Source organism: Grimontia marina (genome assembly GCF_900060185.1).
In the GTDB taxonomy this organism is placed as follows: domain Bacteria; phylum Pseudomonadota; class Gammaproteobacteria; order Enterobacterales; family Vibrionaceae; genus Enterovibrio; species Enterovibrio marinus.
On the sequence record NZ_FIZY01000013.1, the window covers coordinates 69548 to 88198 of the forward strand.

At 47.2% G+C, this 18651-nt stretch carries 13 protein-coding genes and 1 tRNA gene; 8 read left to right on the forward strand and 6 right to left on the reverse strand.

The annotated features are described in order from the left end of the window. Positions 1 to 54: 54 nt before the first annotated feature. Together GMA8713_RS09025 and GMA8713_RS09030 are read left to right on the forward strand one after the other, a co-directional pair. Entirely contained in the window at positions 55 to 603 is a 549-nt protein-coding gene (locus GMA8713_RS09025) for an NAD(P)H nitroreductase (protein WP_062708225.1), read from the forward strand. 111 nt (positions 604 to 714) lie between these two features. Beyond that, positions 715 to 2649, forward strand: a complete 1935-nt coding sequence (locus GMA8713_RS09030) for a DNA topoisomerase III (RefSeq protein WP_062708227.1) — start codon at positions 715 to 717, stop codon at positions 2647 to 2649. Here GMA8713_RS09030 and GMA8713_RS09035 read toward each other — a convergent pair. The 5 genes from GMA8713_RS09035 to GMA8713_RS09055 form a co-directional block, all read right to left on the reverse strand. Beyond that, entirely contained in the window at positions 2631 to 4226 is a 1596-nt protein-coding gene (locus GMA8713_RS09035) for a GGDEF domain-containing protein (protein ID WP_062708232.1), read from the reverse strand. The two genes, GMA8713_RS09030 and GMA8713_RS09035, sit on opposite strands and share 19 nt — an antisense overlap. Before the next feature lie 215 nt (positions 4227 to 4441). After that, positions 4442 to 5200 (reverse strand): sulfite exporter TauE/SafE family protein, encoded by a 759-nt coding sequence (locus GMA8713_RS09040; protein WP_062708235.1) that lies wholly within the window; start codon positions 5198 to 5200, stop codon positions 4442 to 4444. A 95-nt stretch (positions 5201 to 5295) separates the two neighbouring features. After that, a tRNA-Pro gene (locus GMA8713_RS09045) sits at positions 5296 to 5372 on the reverse strand. A gap of 115 nt (positions 5373 to 5487) precedes the next feature. Beyond that, positions 5488 to 7362 (reverse strand): DUF3413 domain-containing protein, encoded by a 1875-nt coding sequence (locus tag GMA8713_RS09050; protein WP_062708239.1) that lies wholly within the window; start codon positions 7360 to 7362, stop codon positions 5488 to 5490. Between the two features lie 54 nt (positions 7363 to 7416). Then, positions 7417 to 7635, reverse strand: coding sequence for a DUF1414 domain-containing protein (locus GMA8713_RS09055; RefSeq protein ID WP_062660799.1), 219 nt, complete (start codon positions 7633 to 7635; stop codon positions 7417 to 7419). Between the two features lie 76 nt (positions 7636 to 7711). On the opposite strand from GMA8713_RS09055, the gene yejK reads away from it, so the two are divergent. From yejK to GMA8713_RS09085, 6 genes are all read left to right on the forward strand, one after another. Further along, entirely contained in the window at positions 7712 to 8725 is a 1014-nt protein-coding gene (gene yejK / locus GMA8713_RS09060) for a nucleoid-associated protein YejK (RefSeq protein WP_062708242.1), read from the forward strand. A 37-nt stretch (positions 8726 to 8762) separates the two neighbouring features. After that, on the forward strand, positions 8763 to 10202 hold the full coding sequence (locus GMA8713_RS09065; RefSeq protein ID WP_232314402.1) for an Hpt domain-containing protein: 1440 nt from the start codon (positions 8763 to 8765) through the stop codon (positions 10200 to 10202). 9 nt (positions 10203 to 10211) lie between these two features. Next, positions 10212 to 12707, forward strand: coding sequence for a hybrid sensor histidine kinase/response regulator (locus GMA8713_RS09070; RefSeq protein ID WP_232314403.1), 2496 nt, complete (start codon positions 10212 to 10214; stop codon positions 12705 to 12707). Between the two features lie 719 nt (positions 12708 to 13426). Further along, positions 13427 to 14413 carry a TRAP transporter substrate-binding protein gene (locus GMA8713_RS09075; protein WP_062708245.1) on the forward strand — a complete coding sequence of 329 codons (987 nt, stop codon included), beginning with the start codon at positions 13427 to 13429 and terminating at the stop codon, positions 14411 to 14413. A 54-nt stretch (positions 14414 to 14467) separates the two neighbouring features. Further along, positions 14468 to 15025, forward strand: coding sequence for a TRAP transporter small permease (locus tag GMA8713_RS09080; protein ID WP_062708248.1), 558 nt, complete (start codon positions 14468 to 14470; stop codon positions 15023 to 15025). Beyond that, complete coding sequence (locus GMA8713_RS09085; protein WP_062708252.1) at positions 15022 to 16425, forward strand: TRAP transporter large permease; 1404 nt, start codon at positions 15022 to 15024, stop codon at positions 16423 to 16425. The genes GMA8713_RS09080 and GMA8713_RS09085 overlap by 4 nt, the downstream gene beginning before the upstream one ends. Before the next feature lie 269 nt (positions 16426 to 16694). On the opposite strand, the gene nhaC is transcribed toward GMA8713_RS09085, so the two are convergent. Next, on the reverse strand, positions 16695 to 18137 hold the full coding sequence (gene nhaC / locus GMA8713_RS09090) for a Na+/H+ antiporter NhaC (RefSeq protein WP_062708255.1): 1443 nt from the start codon (positions 18135 to 18137) through the stop codon (positions 16695 to 16697). Positions 18138 to 18651: the final 514 nt, after the last annotated feature.

An 18651-nucleotide genomic window follows, 5' to 3' on the forward strand; every position in this document is an offset into this window, starting at 1 on the left:
TCGGGTTTTGTGTTATTTTGGGGAAGTAATGTTTAATTCTTATCAGGACGATATATGGACGCGATAACTCTTCTTACCCAGCGCCGCTCAATTCCTCGTTTACTGGCTCCAGCCCCAACTGGCGAAGCATTAGATAACATGTTGGCAGCAGGCCTCAGGGCACCGGATCATGGCGCGTTGACGCCTTGGGAGTTTGTCGTTGCGACCAGAGATGGGCTGGATAAGCTATCTGCCATTTTGAAAAGTGCGGCAGAAGCCGACAATGAAGAGGACGCGGTAGTGGAGAAAGCGACCAAGTCACCTTATCGCGCCCCCATGGTCATCACTGTGATTGCCCGCACCAAGCAACATGATAAAGTGCCTGTGATTGAGCAGTACATCTCTGCAGGCTGTGCGGCACAGGCAATGCAGATGGCAGCGGTTGCACAGGGTTTTCAGGGTTTTTGGCGCACCGGGAAATGGGCCTATCACCCTGTTGTTCGAGAAGCGTTTAACGTGTCAGGTGACGACGAGATCGTGGGGTTCCTTTACGTGGGTACACCGGATTGCACACCCGCTAGCGCACCAAAGCGTGATACCGCAAAGTACGTGACGTACTTGTAAAATCGGCCTTCGCACTATTGAAGAATTAACTGGATGTATATCCAGTTAATTCTTGTTAACTTGTCTGAATTTCGATAAATTGTGGGTTCATCGTCCGAGACCTCCAACGATATGACCAGACTTTTTATCGCCGAAAAACCCAGCCTAGGCCGCGCGATTGTCGCAGCACTTCCCAAGCCCCACAAAAATCATGAAGGCTATGTTGTTGCTGGAAACGGTGACACGGTGACATGGTGTATCGGCCATTTGCTGGAGCAGGCAGAGCCAGAAGCTTATGACGAAAAATATAAAACCTGGCGACTCGACGATCTTCCTATTCTTCCGCAGCAATGGATCTTAAAACCGCGCAAATCTGCCGCTAAACAATTAGGCGTGGTGAAAAAACTGCTCAAGCAGTTTGATGATATCGTGCATGCAGGCGACCCGGATCGTGAAGGTCAGTTGCTGGTGGATGAAGTGTTCAGTCACGCCAAGCTTTCTGAAGCCAAGAAAAAACGAATCAAGCGTCTACTGATCAATGACCTGAACACCTCGGCGGTTAAAAAGGCGTTGTCATCCCTACGTAGCAACATGGACTTTGTGCCGCTTTCAGTGTCAGCACTGGCGCGCTCAAGAGCGGATTGGCTCTACGGCATGAACATGTCCCGCGCTTATACCTTGCTTGGAAAGCAGGCGGGATATCAGGGTGTGCTTTCCGTCGGTCGCGTGCAAACGCCAGTGTTGGGGCTAGTGGTTCGTCGAGACAGGGAAATCGAAGCCTTTATCCCAAAGCCTTTCTATCAATTGGATGCGGTTATTCCGTACCAAGGTAGTGATATTCTTGCACGTTGGCAGCCGAGTGAAGCCTGCCAACCCTGGCAGGATGAAGAAGGGCGGGTATTAGCGAGAAACCTTGTCGAAAACGTTGCGCGTCGTATTGAAAGTCAGCCAGCGACAGTGACCAAATCAGAGCGTAAATCCACCAAGCAAACGCCGCCGTTACCTTACAGCCTGTCTGCATTGCAGATTGATGCGGCCAAGCGTTTTAATATGAGCGCCGCTGATGTGCTGGCCTGTTGTCAGGCGTTGTATGAAAAGCACAAGGTGATCACTTATCCACGTTCAGATTGCCGCTACTTACCAAAAGGTCATTTCAGTGAGGCGAAAAGTGTCTCCTCAGCAATAGCAAACACGTCTGAGGCTTTATCGACTGCGGTCAGCAATGCCAACCTCTCCCTCAAATCGAAAGCTTGGAACGACAGCAAAGTCGAAGCTCACCACGCGATTATTCCTACTTCGAAAAGCAGTAGTGCATTGAGTGGACGTGAACGTGATGTGTATGAGTTGATCGCCCGTCAGTATCTGATGCAGTTCTACCCTGCAGCGGAGTATGCAGAAGCCAAACTGGATTTTGAAATAGCGGGTGGTCTTTTCATCGCAAAAGGGAAAAAGTTGATGTCTCCGGGGTGGCGAGCGCTGATGTCCCGAGATAAATCAGCGCAAAATGAAGATATCGAAAGTCTGGTACCTCCACTGGATAAAGGCACTGTGTTGACTTGCGCCCGTGGCAACATCAAAGATTGCATGACAGAGCCTCCGCGCTATTTCACAGAAGCGACGTTGCTGCAGGCAATGACAGGGATTGCCCGATTCGTGAAAGATTCTTCGTTAAAGAAAATTCTGCGCGATACAGACGGGCTAGGCACAGAAGCAACCCGGGCTGGAATTTTAGATTTGTTGTTCAAGCGAAGTCTTCTGTCCCGGGAAGGAAAGCAGATCCGTTCTACTGCTTCTGGCAAAGGTTTGATTGATGCGTTGCCAGAGAAAGCAGCTTATCCGGATATGACGGCGCAATGGGAGCGTCAGTTGCATGATATGGCAGAGAAGAAAGGCGCTTACCAGCCCTTTATGACAGCATTGGAATCAGAGCTGAATGTGTTGATGCAAACCGTCAGACAAGGTCTTGTGCCTGACAGCTTGCGCTCGCTGCCAGCACAACCTAACCGTTTTAAGAAAGGTAAGGGAAGAGCGCCTAATAAGAAGCGCCGCTATAAAACGAAAGCCTGATTCTTTCCCGCGCTCTTCGCCTCGTAGAGCGCGACATCTGCATCAATAAACAGTTGTTGTTGATTGTTTGGTTTTTCTGGAATGGTGGTTTTACCGCCCGCACTGATGGTTACGAACGGCGCAACTGGCGAATCACCGTGAGGGATTTCTAGTTTGCGAACGGCTTCTAGCGCGCGGTTAGCCACAGATATCGCATTCTCTCGGTTACTGCCCGGTAGTAGGAAAACAAACTCTTCTCCGCCGAATCGTGCCAACAGGGCGCCTGCGCGCCTCTCAACCTGACTAAGCGCTTCAGCAACTTGGGTCAGGCATTGATCGCCCAAAGCATGGCCGTATTTGTCGTTGTACTGTTTGAAATGATCGATATCGACAATCAGTATCGTTAGTGGTGTTTGGTATCTCAGAGCACGACGCCATTCTTCTTCCAGCCTTTCATCCAACATTCGGCGGTTCGGCACATGGGTCAGGCTGTCTTCACGGGAAATCTGGTTTAAGCGCTTATTGGCATCCTCTAGCTGAGAAGTTCTTTCTGCGACGCGGTGTTCTAATGAGAGGTTCAAGGCTTTGAGGTCGTCCTGAGCGCGACGTTGAATAAGATGTTGCGACATGGTGACACCTAATAGCTTCAACAGCTCACTGTGGTAGCTTTTTAACGGAGTCCCAGTGATTAGGTTGTCACAGGCTATCCAACCAATCGGTTCATCACCATCCCAAAGCGAGATAGTGGCATTCCACCCAGTGCCAACTTCCTTGCTGTCATGATAAAGCTCAGAGTCCTCGTTAATAGTGATGTGGCGCTTCTTGTCCAGCGTTGTCTTGGCGTGGTGATGCTCATGAATCGCTGTACAGTACCATTGCTCGTTGGTGACTTTGCCTTCGATATCTGTTCCATACGTGCCCCGCATCAAGCCGGTGTGGCTGTTAAGCAGGAATATCGCCATGCGGTCAAAATCGAGTGCATGAATACATTCATAGACGGCTGTATGAAGCATGTTGTCCATGGAGTGTGCATGCCAGAGTCTCAACGAGATTTTGTGTAGAATATGGAGTTGTTCTAAGAGCCCCTTTTGTGAGCAGACTTCTTGCACCAGTTTCTTTTCGGTATTTTTGTGCTTGGCTTGTTCACAAGCTAATAACTGGTGTTGTAGGTGGCTGTCCAGTGCGCCAGAAAGCAGTAATGCCAGCATACTTTTCGCATGGGCATCGACGCTAATTTCTTGGCTTGTTGAAATCACCAGACAACCTAATAACTCACCACGCATATTTAGTGGGAGCAACAGATGGTACAGGTTATTCCGAAGCTTATGATCGTCAGCGGCGAGAAGATTCAAAAGCAAAGCTTGATTTGATTCATTTAGCTCAACGGTAGGCAAGGCGACATTTAGATTATCAGGCTGAATATCAGCAAGTTGCTTCCAGTCTGAGCTACGCTCAGACTTGAGTAATATTTGGCAGTGGCTATCTCCAGCAAGAGTGCTGAACGTTTGACCCAAAGCCAAACAGAATGCATTCAGGTTTTCTTGCGGACAAATCGCTTCGCCTGTTTTCAGGCAGAATGCGTAATCCAAAGCGATCATGCCCACGACTCCCTTTACTGACTACTGACGAAAAATGTGATTTTAGTTCTAATCTTTAAATGAACAGTATGACAGCAATTCTTTTTAGCAATGTCTAATTTCCCTTCATATTCGACAGACTTCACAGCGGAGTTCACTGGCGTGTGATCTAGGTAATGAGTTTGTCCTTTTTAAGGTTATTCTATTGATATATCGGTAAAAATCTATGCATCTTGTTAGCTTGTATACGCAAAGATAACGCCCGCGAGTGTCATCAAAAACAGGAACCACTTAAGGAGCTTAGGATCTGCTTTGATGGCGAACTTCACGGCTAGCCACGCGCCAAACATAGAGCCGAACGCCAACAGTAAACCGGGCAACCAAAGAATCAAATCGTGCCAAATGAAAATGGCGAGAGACACAGAAGTAAAAGCGAGGGTACAGACCAATTTTAGGGCATTGCCGCGTACGAGATCGTATCGTAAGGTGCCGCAGAGCGCAGCTATCAATACAAACCCCACACCTGCCTGTACAAATCCGCCATAAAAACCTGCAATGCCAAGTCCAATCCAGGATGCAGGCGTGTCTTTGACCTTTCTAGAGAGCTCACCCTCTTCGGGCATGACTGCCTGGGGCTTTACCAGCATGATAAAAGCCATTAATAGCATGGTGCCGAGTAGAAGAGGTTTGATGATGGAAGAAGGAAGCCAGGCCGCAGCTCCTGCTCCAACTGCGCCGCCGATCAGAGTCGGAATAAGGATAGGCAGTAAGTCTTGGCTATCCAGACGCTTGTGGTGGCGAAACCCAGCTACGCCGGAGACGCTCTGCATAAATACACCAACACGGTTGGTAGCGTTCGCTACTTCAGCAGGCATACCCAACACAATTAGTGCCGGTATGGTGAGGTTTGAGCCGCCACCTGCAAGGGTATTGATAATGCCTGCGACAAAGCCAAGCACAATCAGTAAGGCGCCAAACTCGATAGAGACGTCCATTTCGCTATCCAAATAATTTAAATGAGGAAATGAATACTAACCAAGAAAGCAGAAACGAAAAAGCCCACAGCTAAAAAGCTGTGGGCTTAAATAGATGGTCGGTCTGAGAGGATTTGAACCTCCGACCCCTGACACCCCATGACAGTGCGCTACCAAGCTGCGCTACAGACCGACAATTGGTTCATGGTACGAACACAGTATGAGACTGTCAATCGTCTTTCTTTGTTAAATCCGCGAATTTCAATCATTTGGATAAAAAGAAGCCACCTTGACGGTGACTACTTCAATTAATTTTCTTCCGGGTGATAAAAGCGCTTCAACTCGTGCATCACTTGCATCAGCACAGATAGTTGGGGCTTTCCTTCAGGTTGCAGTTTGTAATTGCTGTCATACACGCGGTAGTTGCCAAATTTATCCACCACAGTAGTTTTGTCTGGCTGAACCACAACGATGTCACGGCTATCACCTGCTATCACCCACTTTCTTGGCTTTTCTGAAAGCTCGAACAAGTTACGGCCGCTGGTGTAATTGGTCGATGGACTGTCTACCGCCAACATGGATTCCATCAGTGTCGGAACAATATCAAGGTGCGAACTATAAACGTCGACGTCACGCGCTTCTTGATTTGGCCAATGCATGACGAGTGGAACCTGAAGTTGGTATTTGCTGTAGTTAGTGTTTGCACCCCAACTGTTAGATCCAGTTTCGTTGAATTCAGTACCGTGGTTAGAAGTAATGATAACCACCGTGTTGTCGAGTTGACCATTTTCTTCCAGTGTGTCAAGCATTTCACCTAGCAGAGTGTCCACATAGTACGCCGCGTTGTTATAGCTGTTTTTAAGCACTAACGACGTCTGTTCGCCAACACTTGCCATGTCATTGTCGAGTGAGGGCTGGAATGGACGTTCGTAATCCCCGCCTTGTTCAAACTCTGTGACGCTTTTCAGCTCAAGGTAAGCAAACCATGGCTTCTTCACATCACCTTCTTTGATCCAATTATCGAGATTGTCAGTGGAAATATGGTCTGCGACCCAGGCTTCTGAGGCTTGGACATTTGAGGCTTGCTCTAAATGCTTACCAAAAATGCTCTGGTAATAAATTGGATTTTCAAAGTTGTCAGCGCTAAACAGGCCAAAGCGGTAGTTACGCTTTGCTAATGTATCGATAATTAGCGGACTCAAACCCTCGGTGCGTGCACTTTGTGCGTAGCTTCCTGGTAGGCCGTAGAAGAGGCCGAAAACCCCTGCCATAGCGTCGTTGCTCGAACTGTAATGGTGCGAGAACTTGAGGTTGCTGTTAGCAAAGTGATTAAGGTTTGGCATTACCACAGGGTCAAGCATGTCCGCGCGTAAGCTTTCGACCATCACTACCAATAGGTTCGGATTAAAGCTCTGTGCGTCTGAAGCAAAAGACAGTTTTTCCAGAGGGTAGCGGATGACGTCACTTTCCTGATCGCCAATGGCATCTTTCCTACGCTGGTATTCCTGGCGATCAAGCAGACCGTATTTTTCCATGAAGGTTTTTGCCGTCATGGGATAAGAAACTGGGAAGTTAGAGCGCTGTGCGGTAACCGGGCTGTAAAGGAAAGCATCTGCCCAAATGTGGATCAGATGGCTACCGATAAAGCAGAACGCGAACACGGTGGCAATGGGCACACCGACTCGTTTACGTGAAAGTTTACGGAGTTTACGCCAGACCCATTCCGAAATAATGAGCTCTAGCAAGAAGATAGCGGGTACGACAACAAACAGGTATTGCCAGTGGGCATTCATGTCCGTCTTTTCGCCACTGAGCAGCAATTCCCAAACCAAAGGATTGAGGTGGAGATGCATGGTCTCGTAGGCGTAGATATCCAACAGCAGGACAGTCATGCCTGCAGTGGCAACCAGAACAGCAAATAGCCTCATTAACCGTTGTGAAGGGATAATGAAGCTTGCTGGGAAGATAACCAGAATATAGACAGCGAAAACCAGAAAACCGAAGTGACCAATCCATGTCAGCAATTGATAGGTCTGACCTAGCAATGTTTCTGGCCAACCAGACTGAGCGATATAGCGAGTGCCCAGCAACATGGCTGCGATAATGTTGAAAAAGCTGAACCAGTGCCCCCAGCTCACGAGCTGGGATACTTTATCCCTGTAGGTGTTTCCACTGTCTACCATATAAGGTCTATTCTTCTCTTTATTCTTTTGCGTGTCGTTTTTTGACGCGGCTTATTACTCTGTATCGATAGAAGACAGCAGAGCTTGAGCAAATTTTTCAGCGATAACTTTACGCTGAGCTGCTGGCAAATTGTTGTTAATGATGTTTGTTGCAATATTACCAACAACCATCAACGACAGGTCAGTAGATACCTTGTGCTTTTCAAGAACATTGACCACATCGCTCAGGATCTGTTCAACGTTTTTATCTTGATATTTAGAAGTAACAGGCATAGAAACTCTTGTCTTGTATCAGGAGAAGCCGCGTATAATACCTCACACTCTAGTCCGACGAAAAATGTTTTCAATTATGAGCCTCACGCTTTCAAACGTTATTCTTCATCAAATCAAAAAAGAGGGTGAAGACACACTGGTTGTTCAACTGAGAGATCAACCATTAAACCACTCACCTTCGACGGAAAATCTTATCAGTGAAATCCATCGTATATATAACGCGAAAGCGGGTAAAGGTTTTGGCCAGTTTGCTGAAGATAGTGAGTTTTGTGGGTGGTTGAAGGCCAGCCGCAAGCAAGAAATGGAGTTTTTGACGTTCTCTTCGCACTCTGCCGAGCGTCTTAAGACCGAGTTGTCGAAGTATCCTTTTGCTGATGAAGGTGTTCTGGTCATCGCTGAGTACCGCTCGCTGGCAACAGAATATCTCTTCATTGGATTGTTAGAATCCAAATCGAGCATGAAAGTCACGGATGACCTTGAAATCAGTAGCACGGATTATCTTGATGTTGCCAAGATGGACATCGCTGCGCGTATTGACCTCTCTACATGGGAGAGCGACGCGGAATCCAACCGATACCTGACCTATGTTAAAGGTCGCGTAGGCCGCAAAGTCGCAGACTTCTTCCTTGATTTTATGCAAGCAGAAGTGGGCATGGATTCCAAACAGCAAAATCTGGTGCTGATGCAGGCTGTGGAAGATTACTGTGCCGATTCTCGCCTGGATAAAGAAGAGAAGCAGCAATACCGTAAGCAGGTTTACGACTACTGCAACGGTCAGTTGCAATCGGGCGATGAAGTGGTTGTAAAAGAACTGGCGGGCGAATTACCCCAAAACGATCAAGGTGTGGACTTCTACCAGTTTGCTTCTGAACAAGGCTATGAATTGGAAGAAAGTTTCCCAGCAGATCGCACTTCCATGCGTAAGCTGACAAAGTTTGTTGGCGGTGGCGGTGGCCTATCGATTAACTTTGATAGCATGCTGCTAGGAGAGCGCATTTTCTATGATCAGAATACTGACACGCTGACAATCAAAGGCACGCCTCCTAACCTTCGTGAACAACTGACTCGGCGCTTGAACGTCGACGAATAAATTTAGAGTTACGCCATGGGATGACAAACGTTACTCTATGGCGTCTTCTTGGTCATACATGTTTGTAAGCCATTGTTTGCAAAAAAAGACAAATTGCCTAACTTATAAGAAACAACCAAAAATATTTAAAACAACGTATCTCCGTTCCTGTTTGGGAACAGAATTGCTACACAAAGGATTGATTGTGACATCACTGTCCGAAATGCTTCGATTAAAAAAACTCTCAATGTTTTCAGGCAATTCTTGCGTCGGCCAAAAATTGCTGTTTCTTTTTTTATGGGCTGGATTCGGCATTTCAGTGACTTACGCGCTGATTTCTTATTCAGATATGAACCACACGAGAGACCATGCGGGACATGTCGTAAAACTGAATAATGCGGCTCAACAGTTAAGGCAAACCGTATCGGCTTCGATGATCAACCAGAAAACCCAACTGGTTCAGTTGGAAAAAGAAGTCCAGCATTTCCGTTACCTTTTGCTCCGCACCAAGTCACATACTGTTGAAGACCGCTGGGACGACATTCAACGCACTTTGTTGGAGGCTGATACCTTTGTTGAAGATGTTGATAATCTCCTTGCCTCAATTTATTCCATCTCATCTGTAACCAAACAACTGAAGAAACTACATGATAGTACGAGAGATCCTGAACTGAAGAGCTTGCTGCAAGAGGTCAGTAGCTATCTATTGTTTGAATTACATGGTCTTAATGATTCACCTCACCGCAGTCGAATAGCGCGATTTAACAGCTATGTAACGAAACTGGAGTCTGAGTTTTCCAAAATGCCCAATGGTATGACGCGTAGTGAACTGTTTGCGCTTTATTCCGGCTTGGAGCGGCTAAACCGTCAGCTTAGAAGTGTTGATGCGGTCATCAACCATAAGTTTGTGCGCTCAATTACCCAACTGCAGAGCTATTGGACAACGCGGACGCTGCTGCTTCTCGATAACACAATGACAGCTATGTTTATTAGCTTTGGTTTTCTCGTTGGCTTGCTCGCTCTCAGTTTCAGAAAAGAAAATGATGATGAAGCTTTGGCGATAGAGCCGAAGACAAATAAGTTAAAGGCAGATAAAAAGCTCAACGAAGGGGGTGGGGCGTTCAGGTTTACTGAGCCGGATGAGCCTCTTTTCGAACCGTCAATACTGAAAGAACAACTCGAGGATGACGAAGACGCGATAGAATCTGTGCTGACTATGTTTGTGGCTGAGCATCAAAATGATGGAAAAACACTGAGGAAACATGTAGAGGTGGGGGAGTGGGCGCGCGCACGCACGCTGATCCACAACCTTAAAGGTGTATCCGGTAACATTGGTGCGTCTGCATTACAGCAGTTTTGCACCTCTGCAGATTCTCAGTTGAGAAATGGTGTGTCGATTGATGAGAATGAAGTGAAGCAGTTTGAAAGACTTCTGAGTGTTAGTATTCAGGCTGTTTTGAAAGAGATAGAAAAAACTCACCAAGTCACGGCATCTTAAGGAATCATTGTGTTTACAAAGGACGTTCCTTGGTACAAAACAATGAGCTTCAAAGCTCAGGGGATTTTGGGAATGATGCTTGCGGTGGTTGTGGTGACCATCGTTTATGTACTTGATACTACCGGAAACAGCATGGTACGGGACAGCACCAACCAGCGTGTTGAAGCGCAGGTTGAAACTGTCGCGCAGAGCCTTGGACAGCTTTCCAACAGTGTGGGCACTATCGCTCTTTCTCTTGCTAATTCGCTCTCACTTGAAGATACGGACGCCGAGATTGAGAAGCAACTGGCGAGCATGTTCCGAAACCCTAATATCCGCGATATGGTTGCCAGTGGTGGATTCTGGCCTGAACCTTACCTCTACAAAGCTGACGCCGTGAAGTCTTCGGTCTTCATCGCTATCAATGACGATGGTTCTTATCATCGTATCAATGATTACAACAAAGTTGATGCGACACCTTATCAATTGTCTGAATGGTACGCACCAGCAAGATATGCCAGAGATAAGGTTTATTGGTCCCGCGCATATATTGACCCTTACACCAATGAGCCTATGGTTACCTGCACCGTGCCTATGTTCAGGGAAAAACAGTTTGTCGGTGCGGTGACTATTGATGTCAAACTGGAGCGACTCCAGGCGTTTTTGACACGCAGTGGAGAGAAGCTCGGCGGCTACATGTTAATGTTTGATCGGGGCGGCGCGATGATGTCTTTCCCCGAAGCCAAGTATTCCGATGACCCTTCCCTAACGCCTTTGCCTGGTGTGAAAGAAATTGCTGCTTCTGAGCCTGATTTTGCAGAGCTAGCGCTAGTAATCAGTCAGGCAACACAAGGTGAGCGATTACTTCGACAGAACGACCAGAATGTCATGGAATTGGCAAAAGCGATGGTGGCGTCATCACCTGAAATTGATTTGGGCTACGCAGTTTCTGTAGCGTCTGATCTGATGCCTAACCTGTCGGTGTTCAAGAGTACGGAGCGTCTGTTCATCCATAAGCTGGAAACTGATCCTATTTTGGATGAAACGACCTTAGTGTTTGGTCGTACCTTACCTGACACCAACTGGACCTTGGTGGGAGCTCTACCAGAGCGCCTGTTGCTGGTTGAAGCGACCAAGCTTAAGAATGACCTTTTCTTCGCAATGGCACTCGTTGCTGTTGTGTTGATGTGTATTACTTATGTCTCGATTCATTTCCAAATTGTGCGCCCCATGGCGAAGGTGCGGAATGCACTTATCCAACAGAAGGGCGATGCCCCATTTTCGCCGATTGATTACCCTGAGAAAGACGAGCTTGGTATGCTGGTATCTGAGTTCAATCAACTCAGTTCGAACCTTGTTGAGACAAGGGAGCGTGCAATTGGAGCCGCGCGAGCAAAGCAGCTATTTCTTGCCAATATCAGCCATGAAATCCGCACACCAATGAATGGCATTCTAGGTGCCGCTTCCCTGATGCAGGATGAGCCTATGTCTGGCAAACAGGCTGAATACTTGTCAGTGATTGCTCACTCATCCCGTGGCTTGATGTCGCTCATCAACAATATTCTCGACTTCAGCAAGATAGAGTCGAATCATCTTAAACTTGAAGAAGCGCCTTTTGATCTGGAAAAGCTGGGTCGATACGTTCGTGATTTGATGCTTCCCACTATCAATGACAAGCCCCAGCTCGCGTTTGAGTTCAGTTATCAGGATGCTTGCCCCCGACGTTTTCTAGGCGATGCGCACCGTATTGAGCAAGTGATGTTGAACTTGGTTTCCAATGCATTGAAATTCACTGAAAACGGCGTGGTTAGCCTGAGTATATCTATGCAGCAGGAAATTGGAGGATACACAGGGGTATGCATTCGGGTTAAGGATACGGGTGTTGGGATCCCTCCCGAAAAGCACCAGGTGATTTTCGATGAATTCCAGCAAGCAGATGCTTCTACAACGCGCAAATTTGGCGGTTCAGGGTTAGGACTTGCTATCACCAAGCAGCTGATTGATCTGATGAGCGGTACCATTGGTGTTGACAGTAAGCTGGGACGTGGTACCGAGTTTGAAGTCTTCCTCCCTCTGCAAATTGAGAAAAATGGCTGTGATGCTAAGGGTAAGGAGATCCTTAAACAACATAACGGGGCGTTTAGGGGCAAACATTGCCTGCTGGTTGAGGACAATGCAATTAATCTGATGATTGCAGAAAAGATGTTGGCTAAATTCGGTTTCACGGTTGATAAGGCCACAGATGGCGTTGCTGCCGTCGATAAAGCCAGAATTCAGGGTTATGACATCATATTTATGGACATTCAGATGCCGATGATGGATGGCCTTGAAGCAACACGACAAATCCGTTCAACGAATAACTTCAATCAATACACCCCGATCGTAGCGATGACTGCGAATGTATTGAAAGATGATATCTGGCGTTGCATCAGTAACGGTATGCAAGGACATATTGGTAAGCCGCTGCGTGAAAATGATATTTATGTCGCCTGCGCGAAAGTGTTATCGGCAGAAATTGAAGTTTGAAGCACAAATGTAAGCCGGCGACTTCTTCACCAAAGCTTGATCTTTGTCAAAGGAATTTAAATGCGGCTGAGCAAAATAGCGCGGCTATGAAAATTCAACCGACAACGTACGCGCCTAAACGCCAGCCTTTATGGCTAGTTCGCGCGATGACAACGCTTTATTGCAAGCACATTCACCGCGGCAGCAAGCTTTGCCAGCAATGTTCAGACTTGATTGTGTTAGAAACTCAGCGGTCAGAGCTGTGTTGTCGCGACAGTGGCACTTTGTCATGTCGTGAGTGCCTGAGGTAGTGTTACCCAGATGCTAAGCGCCTGGAGATTAATCACATCATCCGATGGGCAGAACCCAAAGCTAGATGGCGAAAACCAATTTGGATAGCGAAACGCTATATGGGCTCATTGCTGAATTCAATGCACAGCTTTTAATATTACCAAACGAATATGAACGTTTGGCGGTGGTCTTTGACATGCTATCTTCCACTTAAATGGTTATGCAATATTTCCTCGCATTGCCTTAAGGCTACCACCTTAGTCGTTTCAAACAGCAAATGGGTAGAATTCGACCCATTTGCTCCCCTGCACATCCCACTTTTGTTTTATTTTTGTTAATAATTTGTTTGGCTCCTGATGCTTTTCTTTTTCCTCTACTAGACCTTAAACGGCAAATGTTCCCAATGTTGTGTTTGGGACATAACGACACAAGGAATGAGAGGAAAAGCTATGAAAAAGCTAACGACGATGTTTTCAGTGTTGGCGCTTTACGCGGGTATGAGCGCTGGCGTTCAAGCAGCACCGGATACCATCAAGTTTTCACATGTGGTGGCTGAAAATACGCCCAAAGGCCAAATGGCGCTGAAGTTCCGTGATCTGGTTGAAGAGCGCATCGGTGACAAATATGTGGTTGAGGTTTATCCAAACTCTCAGCTTTTCGGCGATGGTAAGGAAATGGAAGCGTTGCTGCTTGGAGATGTTCAGTTTATTGCCCCTTCTCTCTCCAAGTTCTCGAAATACACTAAAAAACTGCAGGTATATGATCTGCCATTCCTGTTTAAGGACATGAAAGCGGTCGACCGTTTTCAGCAAAGCCCTGCGGGTCAGGCGCTACTTGATTCGGTGAACAGTAAAGGTTTGATTGGCCTTGGCTATTTGCACAACGGTTTGAAGCAGCTTTCTGCTAACGACCCATTGCGTGTGCCAAGTGATGCAGACGGGAAGAAATTTCGCATCATGAGTTCTGATGTGCTGGCTGCGCAGTTTGAAGCAGTGGATGCTGTACCGCTCAAAAAACCGTTCTCTGAAGTGTTTACGCTGCTTCAAACCCGTGCAATTGATGGTCAGGAAAATACCTGGTCAAACATCTACTCCAAGAAGTTTTTCGAGGTTCAGCCTTATATTACTGAATCTAACCACGGCGTACTGGATTACATGATTACCACATCGACTGAGTTCTGGATGACACTGCCGGATGAAGACCGCGAAGTATTGAAAAACGCATTGAATGAAGCGGTGGCTTACGGTAATGCGATTGCCAATGAGAAGGCGATGAAAGACCGCCAGAACATTTTGGATTCAGGTCGCAGCGAAATCATTACCCTTACTGATGTTGAGCGTCAGCAATGGGTAGAAGTGATGAAGCCAGTATGGAATCAGTTCCAAGGTGAAATCGGCGAGGAAGTCATTGAAGCTGCAGTCGCTTCAAACCAGTAAATGTTGTAGCCCGGACATGAACATGTTCCGGGCTTTTTATTTTTGGAGTTACAAATGGTCAAGTTGTTACACCGTTTCGAAGAAGGCGCAATTGGCCTTCTACTGGTGACAATGACACTGCTGGTGTTTTTTGAGGTGATTCTTCGCTTCTTTTTCAACGAAGGTTTGCTCTGGGCACAGGAGCTGACGCTTTATCTCTCTGCATGGCTGGTTTTGATGGGAACATCCTGGGGGTTACGAGAAGGCGCACATATTGGTGTTGATGCAGCCATCAAACATCTATCTCCTCATGCCCAGAAAGCGGTGACCTTGCTAGCGCTTGCGCTCTGTCTTGTCTATTGCGGCCTATTTATTTATGGCTCTTGGGTTTATCTCAGCAAAATGAAAATGATTGGCATTGAAATGGAGGACTTGCCGATTGAGAAATGGAAAGCCATGTCCTGTTTGATATTGGGATTTGGTCTGTTGACGTTGCGTGTACTCACCATTGGCTACGAAGTGCTGAAAGGTACACGTTCAGGCTTTGGGCTGGTCGACGAAGCCAAAGAGAGCATGCATCTCGCTGAAGAAGTCACGAAGGAAATGGAAAGCCGGGAGGAGCAAAACAAATGACCATTGCCGTACTTTTTGGACTCTTGTTCCTTTGCATGTTCATGGGAATGCCTATTGCAATTGCGTTGGGTCTGTCGAGCGTTGCCACTATTCTGATGTTTTCCAATGATTCACTGGCATCCATCGCGCTCAAACTTTTTGAGGCAACCAGTGAACACTACACTCTTTTGGCAATCCCGTTTTTCATTCTTTCATCTGCTTTTTTGTCGACAGGTGGTGTGGCGCGCAGGTTGATTAACTTTGCGATTGATTCTGTCGGCCACATCAGAGGCGGTTTGGCGATGGCATCTGTCATGGCCTGTATGCTATTTGCTGCGGTGTCTGGCAGCTCTCCGGCTACGGTGGCGGCCATTGGCTCTATTGTTATTGTGGGCATGGTGAAAGCGGGTTACCCGAAGGCGTTTGCGGCGGGGGTTATCGCCAATGCTGGAACACTCGGTATTCTGATCCCTCCGTCCATCGTCATGCTGGTATATGCGGCAGCGACTGAAGTATCAGCGTCTCGGATGTTTATGGCGGGCTTCATTCCTGGCCTGATGATGGGCGGTATTTTGATGATCGCGATTTATATCGTCGCTCGCATCAAAGGGCTTCCTTCGCAGCCATTTCCCGGTGTTGGCGCGCTAACCCGCTCTGGTTTGCACGCGTTGGGTGGTTTGATGCTGATCATCATCGTACTCGGTTCGATTTACGGTGGTGTCGCCAGTCCGACAGAAGCGGCGTCGGTTGCTGCTGTGTATGCCTGGCTGGTGAGCGTTTGGGGTTATCGTGATATTGGTCCGCTGAAGAACACACCTTGGCGCAAAGAAGGCGAAGGCACTCTCTCAATGCTGCTGCGTAACTTCGCTGCATTGCAAGTGGTGATGGTGAAATCGTTCACAGACAAAGAAGTGAACCACGTGGTGCGCGATGCTTCTAAAGTCAGCATTATGCTGCTGTTTATCATCGCCAATGCCATGTTATTTGCCCATGTACTGACGACCGAACGTATCCCACATACTATTGCGGAAACCATCGTGGCATGGGGCTTACCGGCTTGGGGTTTTCTGATCGTGGTGAATATCCTGCTGCTGATCGCGGGCAACTTTATGGAACCATCTGCTATTTTGCTGATCATGGCACCGATTCTGTTCCCCATAGCGACCCAGTTGGGTATCGATCCTATTCACCTGGGTATCATCATGGTGGTGAACATGGAAATTGGGATGTTGACACCACCAGTCGGTTTGAACTTGTTTGTGACCGCGGGTATTACCGGGGAGAGTATGGGATGGGCAATTAAGGCGGCATTACCATGGCTGACTCTGCTTCTTTTCTTCCTGATATTGATTACCTACATTCCTCAGATCTCACTTTTCCTGCCAGATTATCTCGACTCACTCAGGGGCTATAAATCTTAGGGTCAAGAGACCCCGGCCATTGATAGGTAAAACAAGGGGTATTTAAAGGCCCCTTGTTTTGATCTTAAGGGCTTGTCAGCATGTTAGCTTGGGAATCAGTGTTTAAGAAGCTCGATGCGTGGCTAAATAAAATCCGATACCAAATATTCTTCAGCAGCGTGAAAGCCTGCTCCGATTTGACCTAATACGCCCAGCGTCGGTAAACCCAGTAAATTCGTCAGGTTGGCATCTGAACTGCTGCCCACGGCATATTTTTTCAATCAATGCCATCAGGCTTTCTGCGCAACCGTGTCGCGAGTGACAGTTTGTGCTACTTCTGACGCTTCAGTTGTTGGTGGGCAACGGTCGACGAACCAACCCATGTATGAGGTCAGAATAGTGACGATAATACAAACGAAGCTCAGCCACATGAAAGGTGCGTAGGAGAGCGTTGCTACTCCCAAGATACTCGCCATGTAGATACCGTTGTCACTCCAAGGCACCATGCCAGAGGTTAGCGTGCCACCGAATTCGGCATTACGGGAGAGGTTTTTACGCTGGTAGCCCAGGCGGTCATAGTTCTTGGCACAGATTTTAGGGGTTAAGATCAGAGACACATACATAGCAGAGCCAAAGACGTTACCCAGGAACGCGGTACCGATGGTGGAAGTCGCTAGGGTTCCTGCAGATTCAACCTTTCGCTCGAACAGTTTGGCGATGGTTTCCAACACGCCCACTTTATCGAGAAGACCGCCAAAGCCAAGACCGAAGACGATAACTGCAACGGAACCCAGCATGGATTCCATGCCTCCACGGTTGAGAATCGCATCGATGAAAGAAACGCCGGATTCAATCGAAAAAGGTGCCCACGCGGTGTTTATTGCTGCCAGAGGGGCCATATTCTGGACGATTATCGCCCAGATGATACCAAGCACCGAACCAAGGGAAATCACTGGGAAAGAGGGCAGGCGCATCGCCAGCAGCAACAACACAATAGCTACAGGTACAAAGCTCAACGGTGTGATAACAAACTGCTGCTCCATCGCCCGAATCACGTTGTTCACCTGAGCCAATTCAACATTGCCCGCATAGTGCAGGCCCAATACCGTAAAGAGAATACCAGTGATGATGTAGCTGATAAGGGCAATAGGGAGCATGCCCTTAATGTGTTCGACGATTTCCACGCCAGACATTGAAGAAGCGAGAATCACGGAATCAGAAAGCGGAGAGAGTTTGTCACCAAAGTAACAGCCGGAAAGTACTGCGCCTGCGGTGACTGGCGCAGGAACACCAAGACCCTGACCAATACCCATCATGGCAATACCTGCCGTGCCAGCTGCGCCCCAGGATGTGCCTGTTGCCAGTGCGGTTAGTGAACAGATAATCATGGTGGCCGCGAGGAAGATAGAAGGGTGAATCGCTTTTAAACCGTAATAAATGATAGTAGGTACGATACCGCCAGCTATCCATGTACCAACCAAAGCACCAACTGCCAGCAGGATCAATACTGCACCCAAACCATTTGAAATGCCTTGTGTGGCTGCTTGTTCAAGTTCTTTATAGTTATGTCCCAGCTTGATGCCGAGAGCGATGATAACAAACCAGCCGATGTAAAGAGCAAGCTGGATAGGGAGGTCCAGTTGGGCGGTAAAAGAAAACGCCATTAACAGGAACAGACCTAACGCTGCGAATACTTGGAATATAGAAGGAAGTCGCACCAGATGTCTTTGCATAGTTCAAACCTTTTGTTTTGTATTTAGCCCGTCAACTGTCACTGTTGCTCGATATCCATATTGGGCTGATCAATGCTGCCTTCCTGTTGGCGGCGCCTACTTTATCTAATCAGCTAGGAATAGGTGAACAAGTATTTCGTTTTATGTGAGCTTTGAGCTGAATAGGCTATTTTTACTGGTTTAAATGGTGATTTTTGTGCTTATGATGTTATAAAAAGTATGGATTTTATGTTGTGCTACTGTTTATTTGAGATGTGAATAAATGTTTTAATCCTAGTTTTAATTTTGATTTTTTATTATTTGGTGATATTTAAATCTGATAAAGTGGCAAAATTATGGTTTATATATCCATATTCGATCATAGGGCTTTTAAGGGATTGTGTTTTATCTGGGTAATACGCTCTCATTACCCCCTCATTTCTATTTTTCTGACAAAGTCATGATGTGTGGCACAAACGCCTTGATATGTGCCCAGCTTATGGGCAAAAAGATGCAGTTTTTGCTTGTTATTTGA

Coding starts and splice junctions, on each gene's coding strand:
- GMA8713_RS09055 (WP_062660799.1), bottom strand. CDS start 7,635: ATGCCTGTTACTTCTAAATATCAAGATAAAAACGTTGAACAGATCCTG.
- GMA8713_RS09085 (WP_062708252.1), top strand. CDS start 15,022: ATGACCATTGCCGTACTTTTTGGACTCTTGTTCCTTTGCATGTTCATG.
- GMA8713_RS09035 (WP_062708232.1), bottom strand. CDS start 4,226: ATGATCGCTTTGGATTACGCATTCTGCCTGAAAACAGGCGAAGCGATT.
- yejK (WP_062708242.1), top strand. CDS start 7,712: ATGAGCCTCACGCTTTCAAACGTTATTCTTCATCAAATCAAAAAAGAG.
- GMA8713_RS09030 (WP_062708227.1), top strand. CDS start 715: ATGACCAGACTTTTTATCGCCGAAAAACCCAGCCTAGGCCGCGCGATT.
- GMA8713_RS09080 (WP_062708248.1), top strand. CDS start 14,468: ATGGTCAAGTTGTTACACCGTTTCGAAGAAGGCGCAATTGGCCTTCTA.
- nhaC (WP_062708255.1), bottom strand. CDS start 18,137: ATGCAAAGACATCTGGTGCGACTTCCTTCTATATTCCAAGTATTCGCA.
- GMA8713_RS09025 (WP_062708225.1), top strand. CDS start 55: ATGGACGCGATAACTCTTCTTACCCAGCGCCGCTCAATTCCTCGTTTA.
- GMA8713_RS09040 (WP_062708235.1), bottom strand. CDS start 5,200: ATGGACGTCTCTATCGAGTTTGGCGCCTTACTGATTGTGCTTGGCTTT.
- GMA8713_RS09075 (WP_062708245.1), top strand. CDS start 13,427: ATGAAAAAGCTAACGACGATGTTTTCAGTGTTGGCGCTTTACGCGGGT.
- GMA8713_RS09065 (WP_232314402.1), top strand. CDS start 8,763: ATGGCGTCTTCTTGGTCATACATGTTTGTAAGCCATTGTTTGCAAAAA.
- GMA8713_RS09050 (WP_062708239.1), bottom strand. CDS start 7,362: ATGGTAGACAGTGGAAACACCTACAGGGATAAAGTATCCCAGCTCGTG.